This is a genomic window from Trinickia acidisoli (assembly GCF_017315725.1).
In the GTDB taxonomy this organism is placed as follows: Bacteria; Pseudomonadota; Gammaproteobacteria; order Burkholderiales; family Burkholderiaceae; genus Trinickia; species Trinickia acidisoli.
In genome coordinates this window covers 2,275,129-2,288,128 of the sequence record NZ_JAFLRG010000001.1, presented here as the reverse complement: position 1 = coordinate 2,288,128, position 13,000 = coordinate 2,275,129, and the positions used below count along the sequence as shown (strand labels likewise).

Sequence of the window (13,000 nt, the reverse complement as noted above, 5' to 3'; positions counted from 1 at the left end):
CTGCAACGGGCCATTCAGAATCGGTAAGCCAATTGCAGATGGACCATCGAGCCTTCGCGCAATTGCGTGGAGGCATCGCCGGAAACGGACCATGACGGGCTGATCTGCGCATGCACGCCCGCACCGAGCGACACGACGTCCCGCGCGAGCGGGGCGCCTGGGGCCGCGAAGGCCGTGCCGTCTTGAGCGAAGACGGTGAGCGTGCGTGTCCGATTCGCCAACTCGCGCGCGTATTCCAAATCCAGATGCACGTTCACGGGCTTGTCCGCCGTACCGAGCGCGTGCATGAGCGTGAGCCCGACATAGGGCTGCGCGCTGTGTACCGTATCGGCGCCGACCGCGAGATCTTGTCCGCCGCCGCCCGACTCGGCGAAGCCCTGGCCGTGCAACCAGGCCCAGTGCAATCCCGCACGTGGCTCCAAGATCGTATTGCTGCCGAGTTCGAGCGGTAGCCCCGCTTGTGCGGTGCCGCTCAACGCTTGCAGTAATGAGTCGCTTTCGGGCGTACTGTTCGCGCCGGCGCCGAACGGTCGCTTTTCGCTGGCCCAGTCGAAGCCGTAGCCGAACACGGCCGATATTTCGATCCGGCCGAGCATGCGGCTGCCATAGGCGGCCAGGCGTATGGCATCGAGTCTGCCGCTGTCCGGCGTCGCGCTTTCGCTGATCTCGTCGTGCTCGTAGCCCATTGCGCCACCGACGAGCGCACGATCGCTACGATGATCGAAACCGGCCGAAAAACCTGAGCGATGTGCGCCGAACGAGGAAGCCGCATTGCTGCCGTCCGCGCGTGCGTAGCCGTCGGTGAGCGTGGCCCAAGTCTCGTCGTGTACGCCAGCGCTGGCATTGGCCGGTGCAGTGACGATGTGGTCCAGAATCGCCGCATCGAATGCCTGCGCGCTCAGCGCCGCGGTCGAGCCGAGCGCGGTGTAGATGCTGGTATCGATGGGGGCGATCGTTGTCGTAGTGGCCGTTGCACTTTGCGCGAGCACCAGATCGATCTCGCTGGCGCCCTCGGTCACCGACTGCGTGAGCCCATCCAGATTCGCACCGGTCGAGGTCTCGGAAGATAGTGCGCCGAATTGGCCGCTGATCGCGTTCGCGGTGAGGATCGCGTAGCTGCGCGCCGAATAGCTGCCCGGATCGTAGAGCACCCGCAGCGTGCCACCGAGCGTGGCGGTGCCGTTCACCTTCAACTGCGAGCCGGAGGTCGGGTTCACCTCGATGACGAGCGCGCCGTTTGCGCTCTGGGTGTAATTGCCGGTAACGGTCAGCGTGCCGATGGTGCCGCCAGGCATCACCGTTCCGTTGTTGACGACGTTGCCGCCGATCGCGCCGTGCCCGCGCAGCATGCCTGCCGAGGCAACGGCGACATCGCCGCCCAGCGAGGCACTGTCGTTGCCAAAGTCGCCGACGATCAGCGTACCCGAGGTCACCGTCGTCACGCCGGTGAACGCATGGCTATCGCTCGTCAGAATCGTTGTGCCGGCACCTTGTTGGAGCACCGTGCCGCTGCCTGTGATGGTACCGTCGACGTTCGACGTGCCGGTCGCATTGAAGACGAGGGTCCCGTTGTTGGCAACCGTACCGCCCTGGCTCACGATGGTGGCTTGCGTGATGCCGCCGCTCGAAACGGTCTGGATACCGCCGCTCGACACGACGGTACCGGCCGCCACACCGCCCGACGCGATGTTCTGCGTACCTCCGTTCGAGACGACGGTGCCCGAAACGAGGCCGCCGCTGTTCACGGTTTGCGCGGCGCCCGAGTTGACGGTCGTTCCAATCGAACGACCGCCGCTGCTGACGAATTGGTTCGCGCCGTTGCCGAGTATCGTTGCGCTTGCGATTCCGCCCGAAGAGACATATTGAGCGCCGCCGCTTCCCACGCTCGTGTCGAAGGTCGAGCCCCCGAGGAGGATCTGGGTGCCGCCACTGCCGACAACGGTGCCGCTCGCCGTGCCGCCCGCAAAGACTCGCTGATCGCCTCCATCGACGACCGTGCCGAAGGCGCTACCGCCGCTGCTGACGTACTGATTGGCGCCGGCGCCGAGCGTCGTCGCGCTCGCCACGCCACCCGAGGAAACGTATTGCGCGCCGCCGCTTGCGACGTTCGTCGCGAAAGCCGAGCCTGCGAAGAGGAACTGCGCGCCGCCGCTGCCGACGTCGGTGCCGCTGACGACACCGCCGGCCCAGACGTTCTGCAGTCCGCTGCTGATGGTGGTGCCGCTCGCCGCGCCGCCGGAAAACACGCTCTGAAAACCGCCTTCGACGACTGCGCCAACAGCCGTGCCGCCACTGCTGACGTATTGATCGGCGCCGGCGCCGAGGATTGTCGCGCTCGCCATGCCCCCCGAGGAAACGGCTTGCACTCCGCCGCTGTCGACCGTGGTCGAAGTGGAGATCCCCCCGGCCGAGACGTTCTGCTGTCCGCTGCTGATCGTAGTGCCGCTCGCCACGCCGCCTGAAAAAACAGTCTGATAGCCGCCTTCGACGACGGTGCCGGCGGCCATGCCACCGCTGCTGACGTATTGGTTGGCGCCTGAGGCGACAGTGGCCGCGCTCGCCGTGCCGCCGGAGGAAACGTACTGCGCGCCGCCGCTTGCGACGTCGGTGGCGAGAGCCGCGCCCCCGAAGAGGAACTGCGCACCGCCACTGTTGACGATGGCGCCGCCGGCGACGCCGCCGGAGAAGACGTTTTGCTGTCCGCTGCTGATAGTGGTGCCGCTCGCCACGCCGCCTGAAAAGACGCTCTGATAGCCGCCCTCGTCGACCGTTGCGACGGCCACGCCGCCGCTGCTGACGTATTGATTGCCACCGGCGTCGAGGGTGGTCGCACTCGCTGTACCGCCCGAATTGACTTTTTGCGTCCCGCCGTTGAGCGTCGTGTTAGTGGCCGTTCCGCCCGCGTCGATTGCTTGAACTTGCCCGCCCGAAACAGTCAAGCCCGCGCACGAGGATGGGCACGTGTACTGCGCGAAGACAGGGCGAACGAGCCCGCCGCCGGCAATGGCGGCAAGCAGTACGGCCAGCAGCCTCGACCAAGACGCGCGGCGCTTGCCGAATCGACGTATGCTGTACTTGCGCCGATGGGCTAGCGATGTCACGAGCGCGGCCCTTTCCGATTGCGAACCGTTCCGTCGCGGCGCGTCAACGAAGGCGTGACCAATGTGATAGGGAAGACGCGCATGGCTCGGACCTCATCGTTTGTTAGAAACTCGTCAAATGTGAGTGCGCCATATCGGTCATTGGGTTGCAACGCATGCGAAGGAAAATGACGAGGCGAGACTTGTGCGCAGCTTTCGTGGCGGCTATGTGCCGCGGGCATTAAGGATTTCCTTACTCGATTTTCGGAATGTGATTACTGTTTTAAAAGTTGTTATGTCGCTATCGCGGATAGCACGATCTCCGCCCAGGATGCATCCGCAACGGCGCTTTCGGGAGCCTGTCATTCCATTGGCGGCGAGGGAGTATGTTGTACGCGCGAACGACGCGGATCTCGAGAAGGGACATTTCGCAAGTGATCGCTACGCGGCTGTGTCGCGCGGCATCGATAAGACGAGGTCTACACGATTAGCCTTATTGGCTACGTTATGTCTGCTGCTGGCATGGGCTCCGCCAGCGCTTGCTCTCGACGATTGGGTTTTCGAAGTGGGTACGGTGACCGATAACACCACGCGCGGCGTCGATTTCAGCGACCACCGTCCATCCGTCTATGCGGGCGCGACCTGGTATTCAGGTAACGGTCCTTTCGCTGGACTGTCTGTTTCATCGGTTCGCTTCCCTGGCAGTTCTCAGGGCCTGGGGACGGTGACAAATGTCGGCTATGAGTGGCGCTTCGAGCAAGATTGGGCTGCGCGCGTCATGCTCGCGGATTATCGTTTTGCGCACGTGCCGCTTGCAAACCGCCTCGATTACGACGAATTTGTGCTGACCACCGGATGGCGCGAGGCGCTTTACGCGTCGATTTCCTTATCTCCCAACACCGGATTTGGCACGACGCCGAAGTCTCGGGCGATCGCCTACGACTTAGTGGGACGCTTCCCCATGAGGTATGGATTCTCCGCAATTGCCGGTATCGGCTACGGCGATGTTCGGGCCGAGCTTGGCTCCGCGGTTATCTACGGCGATGCTGGATTGTCGTATCAGTACCGCTCTCTGCAGCTGAGCTTGCTCTATATCGCGACACGAACCTCGGCTCAAGCGGAGGCGCAGAGCGGCAGCCTTCTCGTCAATCGGTGGGTCGCGGGTGCAACGTGGCACTTTTGAATCGACGGTAAAGACGATGACGCCAATACATGACGGCTATCCGCGAAAACAAAAAACCCCGTAAGACGTTGATCTTACGGGGTTTCTCGAACTACTTCGGCTCACGTTGGAACTAAGCCGGAACAACTCTTGGTGCCCAGGAGAGGACTCGAACCTCCACGATGTTGCCACCGCTAGGACCTGAACCTAGTGCGTCTACCAATTCCGCCACCTGGGCAGGTGTGCGTCGTGCAACAAAGACCGCTATTTTAGCGACCCAAAGTTTGCTGTCAAGCACTTTGCGCGACTTTCTTCGTACGACGCCGTTCGAGCCCCATTCGCCTCGGTTCGGCGGCCGTCGACCAAACCGCGAGCGAACACGCGCCAGCCGGCGCGCCCGCGGCGTCCGTCCTGTCAGCGGCGGGTGTTAGAATGGCGCGCATTGCCGTGTCCGACATATCGAGCCAGAACAATCATCGACAAGCGCCCCTTGAGCAAATATCCGTACCCGATTCCCAGCCGCGAGGAAATCCTCGGTGTGCTGCGCACGAGCGAAACCCCGCTTGCCGCCAACGACATCGCCGAGACGCTGTCGATCAAGCGCCAGGAGCGCGAAGGATTCTTCAAGCGCTTAGGCGCCATGGAACGCGACGGCCAAATCCGGCTCGACAAGCGCGGCTACTATCAGCTCACGCATCCGTCCAATTTCGTCGCCGGCCGCGTGCAAGGCCATCGCGACGGCTACGGCTTCATCATTCGCGACGACGGGCAAGACGATCTGTTCCTGCCGAACGCGGAAATGCAAAAGGTCATGCACGGCGATCGCGTGCTTGCGCGCATCGTCGGCTACGATCGCCGCGGCCGTCCCGAAGGGCACATCGTCGAAGTGACAGACCGTGCCAACAAGCGCGTGATCGGGCGGTTGCTCAACGAAAACGGCGCACTGATCGTCGCCCCCGAAGACAAGCGCATCGGGCATGACATCCTCGTCACCCAGAACACGAAGAAGGCCAAGGTCGGCCAAATCGTCGTCGTCGAATTGACCGATTTCCCGAGCCGGCATTCGCAGCCGCTAGGGCGCGTGGCCGAAGTGCTCGGCGATATCGACGATCCGGGCATGGAGATCGAAATCGCCGTGCGCAAGTACGGCGTCCCGCACGAATTCAGCGACGCCGCGCTCGCCGAAGCCGCCGCGCTGCCCGACGAAGTGCGTCCGATCGACCTTCGCCATCGCGTCGATCTGCGCGACGTGCCGCTCGTCACGATCGACGGCGAGGACGCGCGCGACTTCGACGACGCCGTTTATTGCGAGCCGGCCAAGGTCGGACGCGGCGATGGCTTCCGGCTGATCGTGGCCATTGCCGACGTGTCGCACTACGTGCGGCCCGATGCGTCGCTCGATACCGATGCGATCGAACGCAGCACGTCGGTCTACTTTCCGCGCCGCGTCATTCCGATGCTGCCGGAAAAGCTCTCGAACGGTTTGTGCTCGCTCAATCCCGAGGTCGATCGCTGCGTGCTCGTCTGCGACATGCTGATCACCACGCGCGGCGAGATCAAGGCCTATCAGTTCTATCCCGGCGTCATGCACTCGGCGGCGCGTCTCACCTATACGGAAGTCGCCGCCGTGCTCACGAATACCAAGGGCCCGGAGGCGGCGCGCCGCGCGGCGATCGTGCCGCAATTGCAAAATCTCTACGGCGTATACAAGTCGCTGTTCGCCGCGCGCCAGAAACGCGGCGCGATCGATTTCGAAACGACCGAAACGTATATCGTCTGCAACGCGCAGGGCAAGATCGAACAGATCTTGCCGCGCCAGCGCAACGAGGCGCACAAGCTCATCGAAGAATGCATGCTTGCGGCGAACGTCTGCGCGGCCGATTTCATGAAGCGCAACAAGCATCCGGGGCTTTATCGCATCCATGCGGGCCCGACCGCGGAGAAGCTCGAGAATCTGCGCACGTTCCTGCGCGGCATGGGCTTGACGCTCGGTGGCGGTAACACGCCACATGCGAGCGACTACGCGGCGCTGATGGCACAAATTCGCGATCGGCCCGATGCGCAAATGCTGCAAACGATGTTGCTGCGCTCGATGCAGCAAGCCGTCTACAGCCCCGACAACATCGGCCACTTCGGCCTCGCATACGATGCCTATGCGCATTTCACGAGTCCGATTCGACGCTACCCCGACTTGCTCACTCACCGAGCCATTTACGCGGTTTTGTCGGGTGGGAAGTATCGCCCCGCGGCACCGGATGGCGTGATGTTGAACACGGCGCTGTCGCCGCGCGCTCGCGCGCTACAGCAAGCGGACGAAGAAACGCGTCCGCGCGCGAGAGAGAACACGGCGATCTGGGAAGAGCTCGGCTTGCACTGTTCGGCCAACGAGCGACGTGCCGATGAAGCGTCGCGTGACGTCGAGACCTGGCTCAAGTGCTACTTCATGCGTGACAAGCTCGGCGAGGAATACGGCGGGATGGTGAGCGGCGTCACGTCGTTCGGCATCTTCGTGCAGCTCGACTCGCTGTTCATCGAAGGGCTCGTGCACGTGACGGAGCTCGGGTCGGATTATTTTCAATACGACGAAATCAAGAACGAGTTGCGCGGCGAGCGCACGGGCATTCGCTATCGACTATCCGATCGCGTACGGGTGCAAGTCAGCCGCGTCGATCTCGACGCGCGCAAGATCGATTTCCGCCTCGTGCGCGATACGCCGGTGAAGCCGGCAGCGGCGCCGCGTGCGGCCGTTGCGGCGCGTCCCGTCGGCGAGCCCGTTGCAGCGGGACGTGGGCCTCGTGTGCGTACGTTGACGCCGCCCGACGGCGCTCGGCGCAAGCAAGCCGCGCCCGCCAAATCGGCCGCCGTCGTCGAAGCGCGCACTGCGCGCGCGCAAGCGGCTAAGAAACGCAGCGGGCCGCCCAAGGGGGCACCGAAAGCGCGCCCGCGCAAGAAGGGTTGATCTTCGCCCGGCGGCGTGAGGCTTGCGCTGCCGCGGGCCGCGCCGCGATGGTTTTTCAGCACAGCGAGCGCATGACGCGCCGCTGTGCTTTCGCCTTTTTAGGCTCGACGTAATACCGATTTCATTCAGCTATGGCACGTCTCAAAGTTTTATATGGCTTTCATGCGGTGACTGCGCGCTTGCGGCACGATGCATCGACGGTCGAAGAAGTGTTTTACGATGCCACGCGACGCGATGGCCGCATGCAGGATTTTTTGCAAACGGCGAAGGAAGCCGGAGTGCGCTTGATCGCCGCCGACGAGACGCGTTTGTGGGGGCTCGCACATACCGAGCGTCACCAAGGGGTCGTTGCGCGCGCAACCGATTTGCCGCTCGCGCAAAATCTTGCCGAATTGCTCGACGGGATCAACGGCCCCGCGCTGTTGCTCGTGCTCGACGGTGTGACTGATCCGCACAACCTCGGCGCGTGCCTGCGGGTGGCGGATGGGGCCGGCGCGCATGCCGTCATTGCCCCGCGCGATCGTGCCGTCGGCCTGAACGCAACGGCGGCCAAAGTCGCCAGCGGTGCGGCCGATACCGTGCCTTACATCACGGTGACGAACTTGGCTCGCGCACTGCGTGAATTGAAGGATGCCGGCGTATGGATCGTCGGCACGGCCGGCGATGCGCCAGCGGGCCTCTATGAAACGAAGCTCGACGGTCCGGTTGCCATCGTCATGGGCGCGGAAGGCGAGGGCATGCGCCGGCTCACGCGCGATACGTGCGATGAAGTCATGCGCATTCCGATGGTCGGCACTGTCGAGAGCTTGAACGTATCGGTCGCGAGCGGCGTGTGCTTGTTCGAAGCCGTGCGGCAACGCGCCGTCGCGCGTTGAGGTCTAGGTTTCCCACGGGGCGGCGTGCGAGCCGCCCGTGCTTACGACGAGCGCTCAACGCTCGATCTGCTGATTCCAGCGCGTATCCCACTGGGCGCGATGTGCGTTGATCGCGTCCCAGTCGACGACGGTCACCTTATGCACGAGGTCGTCGACGTTCCCGAGGCTTTGCTGCATTGCCGGCGGCATCTTCGCCAGGTGATTCGTGGGGATCTGTTTGCCGGCTTGCGCGGCCTTCTCTTGCGCGGGTGCCGACAGCAGGAATTGCGCGAGCTTTTGCGCGAGCTGATCGTCGGGATTGTTCTTGACGACGCACACGTCGACGAGCAGCAGCACCGGGCCTTCCTTCGGATTGACGTACGCGACCGGTAAGCCCTTGTCCTGCAAGTCGGCAACACCCGTCGGCGTTAGCGGGAAGATAGCCGCTTCGCCCGTCTGCACCATCTCGGAGATCTTCGCCGAGTTCGGGATGTACTCGACGACGTTTGGCCCCACTGTGCTCGCCCACTTCGTAAATGCCGGCTCGACGTTCTGCTCGCTGCCGCCCCAGATGCGGTTCAGCGCGAGGAAGCCGTGCAAGCCGAATGTGCTGCTCGATGCCGATTGGAAGACGACCTTGCCTTTATATTTCGGATCGGCGAAGTCGAGCCACGAGGTGGGGGGTGCCCAGCCTTTTTCCGTAAACAATTTCTTGTTGTAGGCGATGCCCGTCATGCCGAGCTGTACGCCGGCGCCGACGTCGTTCTTCATTCGCGCGAACGGATACAGTTGCTTGAGCACAGCGGAGTCGTCGAGCTTCTCGCACAGGCCGAGACTCACGGCGCGCGCCATCACGCCGTCGTCGAGAAACGCGACATGCACTTGCGGGTGGTCGCGATTGGCGAGCAGCTTGGCCAGAATATCCGACGAGGTGCCGGGCACGACGGTGACCTGCACGTTGTTCTCTGTCTCGAACGCCGGCAGCACTTGCGTCGTATAGGCCTTCTCCATGGGCCCGCCGTTCATGCCGATATAGATCGTTTTCGACTGCGACCAAGCGGGTGTCGCGGCGACGATCGCGCAGGCCGTCACGGTAGCCGAGAAGGTTCGGAAAGCTTTCATTTAGGTCTCCTAATGATTGACGCGCGAGGCGTCATGCGGGCACGGCCGAGAAGCGATTGATGTCGAATGCGTCGAGCGGCGTCTCGGTGGCGCCGTCGATCACGAGGTCGGCTAACACTTCACCGACGCCAGGCGCGAGCAGGAACCCGCCGCCGGAAAAGCCGAATGCATGGATGAGCCGCGGCACCTTTGAACTCGCGCCGATGATCGGGTTGTGGTCGGGCGTGCAGCCCTCGACGCCGCTCCACGTTCGAATCAGCAATGCCTCGCGCAGCGCGGGCAAGAGCGCGCAAGCGTCGCGCATCACGGCACGCGTCGTGTCGGACGACGGCTGCGCGAAGTCGCCGTCGCCATGACCGCGTCCGCCGCCGATGACGCAGTTGCCGCGCGCGACCTGCCGTGCGTAGATGCCGCCCCCGAAGACACCCAGGTTGTGATCGAGAAAATGCGGCAGCGGTTCGGTCACCCACATGTTCGGATAGATAGGCTTCATCGGGACCGCGTCGCCGAAGCGCTCGGCAAGTGTGCCGGCCCAAGCGCCGGCCGCGTTGACGAACCAATCGGCCTCGAACGTTTCTCCGCCCGCACGCAGCGAGAAGCGTTTGCCGTCGTAGTCGGCATGTGTCAGCTCGGTGAGTTCGCGCACGAGCGCACCGGCCTCCCGCGCCGCGCGTGCGAACGCGGGCGAGACGAGGCGCGGGTTCGCATGGCCGTCGCTCGCGCAGAGCGAGCCGCCGACGGCGGCTGTACCGAGCCACGGATAGCGGCGTCTGAACGCCGTGCCCGACATCAGTTGCAGCGGCAATCCGTGCTCCGCGGCCATGTGCGCATAGGCTTCGAGGCCGGCGAGATCGGCCGCGCTGCGCGCCAAGCGCAAGTGGCCCGACACGATGAACTCGCCGTCGATACCGATGCGTTCGACGAGTCGATCCCACACGCGTCGGGCGCGCATCGCGAGCGGGAGTTGCTCGGCGGGACGTCCTTGGCAGCGCACGCCGCCGTAGTTCACGCCGCTTGCTTGCGCGCCGCAGTAGCGTCGCTCGATCAGCAGCACGCGCATGCCTTTGCGCGCGAGGGCGAGTGCCGCCGACGAGCCGACGAGCCCGCCGCCGACGATGGCCACGTCGTAATGCCGCATCGACTTATTCATCGCGTGCATCCTCGGGCACCGCCGGTGCGCATTCGTCGCAGAGCGCGGCGGCAAGCGGGATCGGTTTGATCGGCGCTTGAGCGCGCAGGCGACCGAGCGTCTCAGGCGGCAGGCGCGTTTCATCGGCGAGTAGCGCGAGCGCAGCTTCGCCGCACATGCGGCCCTGGCACCGGCCCATGCCGACGCGCGTCAATGCCTTGAGGCGATTGATCTCGCTTGCCGCACCGGAGCGAATGCAGCAACGAATCGTGCCGGCATCGACCTCCTCGCAGCGACATACCGTCATCGCATCGGGCCAAGTGCCAGCGTGCTCGAACGGTGCGGGGAACGCCGCTTCGAGTCCGGCGCGAAACGTGCCGATACGTTGCAGCGCGCGGTGCGTCGACGCGGCGGCGTCGACGCGTGAAGTGGGGCGCCCTGAAGATGGTTCGTACTCCGAATCATCGAGCACGGCGAGTGCGGCAAGGTGTCCGGCGCGCTCGGCGGCGTCGGCCCCCGCGATGCCCGCGCCGTCGCCGGCCACATAGATGCCGCCGATCGACGTGCGTCCGGCTTCGTCCCGCTCGGGCAGCCAGCAGCGATTGAGGGCGTCGTAGCGGAATCGGCATCCGGCAATGTCGGCAAGCTGCGTTTCAGGGCGCAGGCCGAAGCTGAATCCGATCGCGTCGCACTCGAGCGTGCGCGCAGCGGCGGTATGGGAGTCAGACGTCGGTGCCTTCGTGCCGGAGCGCCATGCGATGCCCGTCACATGCCGTTCACCGAGCGCACCTTCTAGCGATACGCCACGCTCGATCCGGATGCCGTGGGCACGAAGCCAGCCGACGTAGTACAAGCCTTTGGCCAACACGGACGGTTGCGCGGCGAGCTGGGGTAGGGCCGTGGCTTGCGTGCCGGCGCGGCTCGTATCGAGCACGGCCAACACGTTGGCGCCGGCCTTCGCGTATTGATAGGCCACGAGATAGAGCAGCGGGCCGGTGCCGGCGAAGACGATGCGCCGCCCGATCGCGCAGCCTTGTGCTTTTAGCGCTGTTTGCGCGGCACCCAGCGTATAAACGCCAGGCAAGGTCCAGCCCGGCATCGGCAGCACGCGATCCGTGGCGCCGCTTGCAATGATCAAATGCGTGAACGGCACCGCTTGCTCACGCGTGCCGCACAGCGTTGCGAGATGGCCGGCGATTCCATCGTGTTCGTCGTCATTGCTCGTCGCCGCTTGTGCGCCCCCCGCATGCGTTTCGCACGCCCAAGCGAGGGTGTGCGGCCGATAGTCGAGCCGCGGCAGCAAAGCGGCCATCGTTGCGTGCAATGCCCTCGCTTTGCGTGCCTCGAAGCCGTAAAGCGCGCGTGCTTCACGTAGAAAGCCGGCACCGTCGGGCGGTTGACGATAGATTTGGCCGCCCCAGCGCGCGTTTTCGTCGAGCACGATCGGGCGCATGCCGGCTGCAACGAGCGTTTCGGCTGCACGTACCCCCGCGGGGCCGGCGCCGACGATCGCGATCTTCGCGGGTTTCGTCATCGCACCTGTCCTCCGTGTTGCCGATCGGCATAGGCTGCGTGCGTGATGAGCCGCATGCCGGCCTCGATCACCGTCGAACACGCGCGCAGCCGCTGGCCGTCCTCGGTGCGAATCCAGCAATCTTGGCACGCGCCGATGAGGCAAAACCCGGCGCGCGGCTCGCCTTTGAACTCCGAGATACGCAGTGCACGACGCTGCATCAGAATGGCGGTGAGCACGGTATCGCCTTCGAGCGCGCTCGACGCGGCACCGTCGAGCGTGAAGAAAACAGGCGCGCGGTCGGCTTCGGCCAGTCGCACGAACTGCCCTTGCGCTTCGTCATAAGACATGATTCGTAGTCCTAATTACCGGTGATGGCGAGGGCGTCAATGCTGGCCGATAAGAATGCGGTTCAAGCCGTAAGTGCGATCGAGCAGCAGCATGGCGGCGGCGGTGATGAGGATCACGAGCGTCGATACCGAGGCCATCATGGGATCGATCGATTCCGTCGCGTACATATACATCCGCACCGGTAGCGTGACTGTTTGCGGCGAAGTGACGAAGATCGACATCGTCAACTCGTCGAAGCTGTTGATGAAAGCGAGCAGCCATCCGCCGGTGATGCCGGGCACGATCAGCGGCAGCGTGATGCGTCGAAACGTCGTCCAGGCGCTGGCGCCGAGCGCTTGCGCGGCATGCTCGACGCTGCGATCGAGCCCCGTTGCCGCGGCGAGCACGAGCCGCAGCACGAACGGCGTCACGATCACGGTGTGAGCGAGGACGAGCCATGCGAACGAGCCCGTCGCGCCGATCATCGCGAAGAAACGCAAAAGCGCAATGCCGAGCACGAGCCCTGGAATCACGAGCGGCGAGAGCAGCAGCGCGTTCAAGAAGTCACGGCCCGGGAAACGCGCGCGTGCGATCGCAAGGCCCGCCGGCAGCGCGAGGGCGAGCGACAGTGTGGCCGAGATGAAAGCCAGTTTGACGCTCGTGAAGAACGCGGAAATGAAGTCGGGGTAATTCAAGATCGCGCGAAACCACCGCAACGACAGGCCGTGCGTGGGTAGCGTCAGCGTTTCGTCGGGCGTGAACGCCACGAGCACGACGATGATGAGCGGGGCCAGCACGAACGCGATGACGAGCGTGTGGAAAGCGAGGGCGAAGGGGCCGTTGCGTCGCAT

At 64.3% G+C, this 13,000-nt stretch carries 9 protein-coding genes and 1 tRNA gene; 3 read left to right on the top strand and 7 right to left on the bottom strand.

Going from position 1 to position 13,000, the window contains the following annotated elements:
* Nucleotides 1–14 precede the first annotated feature (14 nt).
* Entirely contained in the window at nucleotides 15–3,101 is a 3,087-nt protein-coding gene (locus J3485_RS10545; protein ID WP_206952411.1) for an autotransporter domain-containing protein, read from the bottom strand.
* A 124-nt stretch (nucleotides 3,102–3,225) separates the two neighbouring features.
* Between J3485_RS10545 and J3485_RS10540 the strand changes: the two genes are divergently transcribed.
* Nucleotides 3,226–4,263: a TorF family putative porin gene (locus J3485_RS10540; protein WP_206952410.1), complete on the top strand. Its 1,038-nt coding sequence runs from the start codon at nucleotides 3,226–3,228 to the stop codon at nucleotides 4,261–4,263.
* 130 nt (nucleotides 4,264–4,393) lie between these two features.
* Here J3485_RS10540 and J3485_RS10535 read toward each other — a convergent pair.
* A tRNA-Leu gene (locus tag J3485_RS10535) sits at nucleotides 4,394–4,480 on the bottom strand.
* A gap of 252 nt (nucleotides 4,481–4,732) precedes the next feature.
* On the opposite strand from J3485_RS10535, the gene rnr reads away from it, so the two are divergent.
* Together rnr and rlmB are read left to right on the top strand one after the other, a co-directional pair.
* Nucleotides 4,733–7,201, top strand: a complete 2,469-nt coding sequence (gene rnr, locus J3485_RS10530; protein ID WP_242538543.1) for a ribonuclease R — start codon at nucleotides 4,733–4,735, stop codon at nucleotides 7,199–7,201.
* Between the two features lie 131 nt (nucleotides 7,202–7,332).
* Complete coding sequence (gene rlmB, locus J3485_RS10525; RefSeq protein ID WP_206952408.1) at nucleotides 7,333–8,076, top strand: 23S rRNA (guanosine(2251)-2'-O)-methyltransferase RlmB; 744 nt, start codon at nucleotides 7,333–7,335, stop codon at nucleotides 8,074–8,076.
* 54 nt (nucleotides 8,077–8,130) lie between these two features.
* Here the strand turns inward: rlmB and J3485_RS10520 are convergent, their stop codons facing one another.
* Genes J3485_RS10520 through J3485_RS10500 form a run of 5 tightly spaced genes read right to left on the bottom strand, consistent with a single transcriptional unit; the run spans nucleotide 8,131 to nucleotide 13,000 of the window.
* The gene (locus J3485_RS10520) at nucleotides 8,131–9,177 is read right to left on the bottom strand and encodes an ABC transporter substrate-binding protein (RefSeq protein ID WP_206952407.1); all 1,047 of its coding nucleotides are present in this window, start codon (nucleotides 9,175–9,177) and stop codon (nucleotides 8,131–8,133) included.
* A 31-nt stretch (nucleotides 9,178–9,208) separates the two neighbouring features.
* A complete protein-coding gene (locus tag J3485_RS10515; RefSeq protein ID WP_206952406.1) occupies nucleotides 9,209–10,327 on the bottom strand; it encodes an NAD(P)/FAD-dependent oxidoreductase in 1,119 nt (372 codons plus the stop codon).
* A complete protein-coding gene (locus J3485_RS10510; RefSeq protein WP_206952405.1) occupies nucleotides 10,320–11,840 on the bottom strand; it encodes an FAD/NAD(P)-dependent oxidoreductase in 1,521 nt (506 codons plus the stop codon). The genes J3485_RS10515 and J3485_RS10510 overlap by 8 nt, the downstream gene beginning before the upstream one ends.
* Nucleotides 11,837–12,169, bottom strand: coding sequence for a (2Fe-2S)-binding protein (locus J3485_RS10505; protein ID WP_206952404.1), 333 nt, complete (start codon nucleotides 12,167–12,169; stop codon nucleotides 11,837–11,839). The genes J3485_RS10510 and J3485_RS10505 overlap by 4 nt, the downstream gene beginning before the upstream one ends.
* A 36-nt stretch (nucleotides 12,170–12,205) precedes the next feature.
* Nucleotides 12,206–13,000 (bottom strand): ABC transporter permease, encoded by a 795-nt coding sequence (locus tag J3485_RS10500; protein ID WP_206952403.1) that lies wholly within the window; start codon nucleotides 12,998–13,000, stop codon nucleotides 12,206–12,208.

Bases quoted from the DNA above. Each gene is read 5' to 3' on its own strand.
- rlmB (WP_206952408.1), top strand. From the start codon at position 7,333: ATGGCACGTCTCAAAGTTTTATATGGCTTTCATGCGGTGACTGCGCGC.
- J3485_RS10520 (WP_206952407.1), bottom strand. From the start codon at position 9,177: ATGAAAGCTTTCCGAACCTTCTCGGCTACCGTGACGGCCTGCGCGATC.
- J3485_RS10515 (WP_206952406.1), bottom strand. From the start codon at position 10,327: ATGAATAAGTCGATGCGGCATTACGACGTGGCCATCGTCGGCGGCGGG.
- J3485_RS10510 (WP_206952405.1), bottom strand. From the start codon at position 11,840: ATGACGAAACCCGCGAAGATCGCGATCGTCGGCGCCGGCCCCGCGGGG.
- J3485_RS10505 (WP_206952404.1), bottom strand. From the start codon at position 12,169: ATGTCTTATGACGAAGCGCAAGGGCAGTTCGTGCGACTGGCCGAAGCC.
- J3485_RS10500 (WP_206952403.1), bottom strand. From the start codon at position 13,000: ATGCGACGCAACGGCCCCTTCGCCCTCGCTTTCCACACGCTCGTCATC.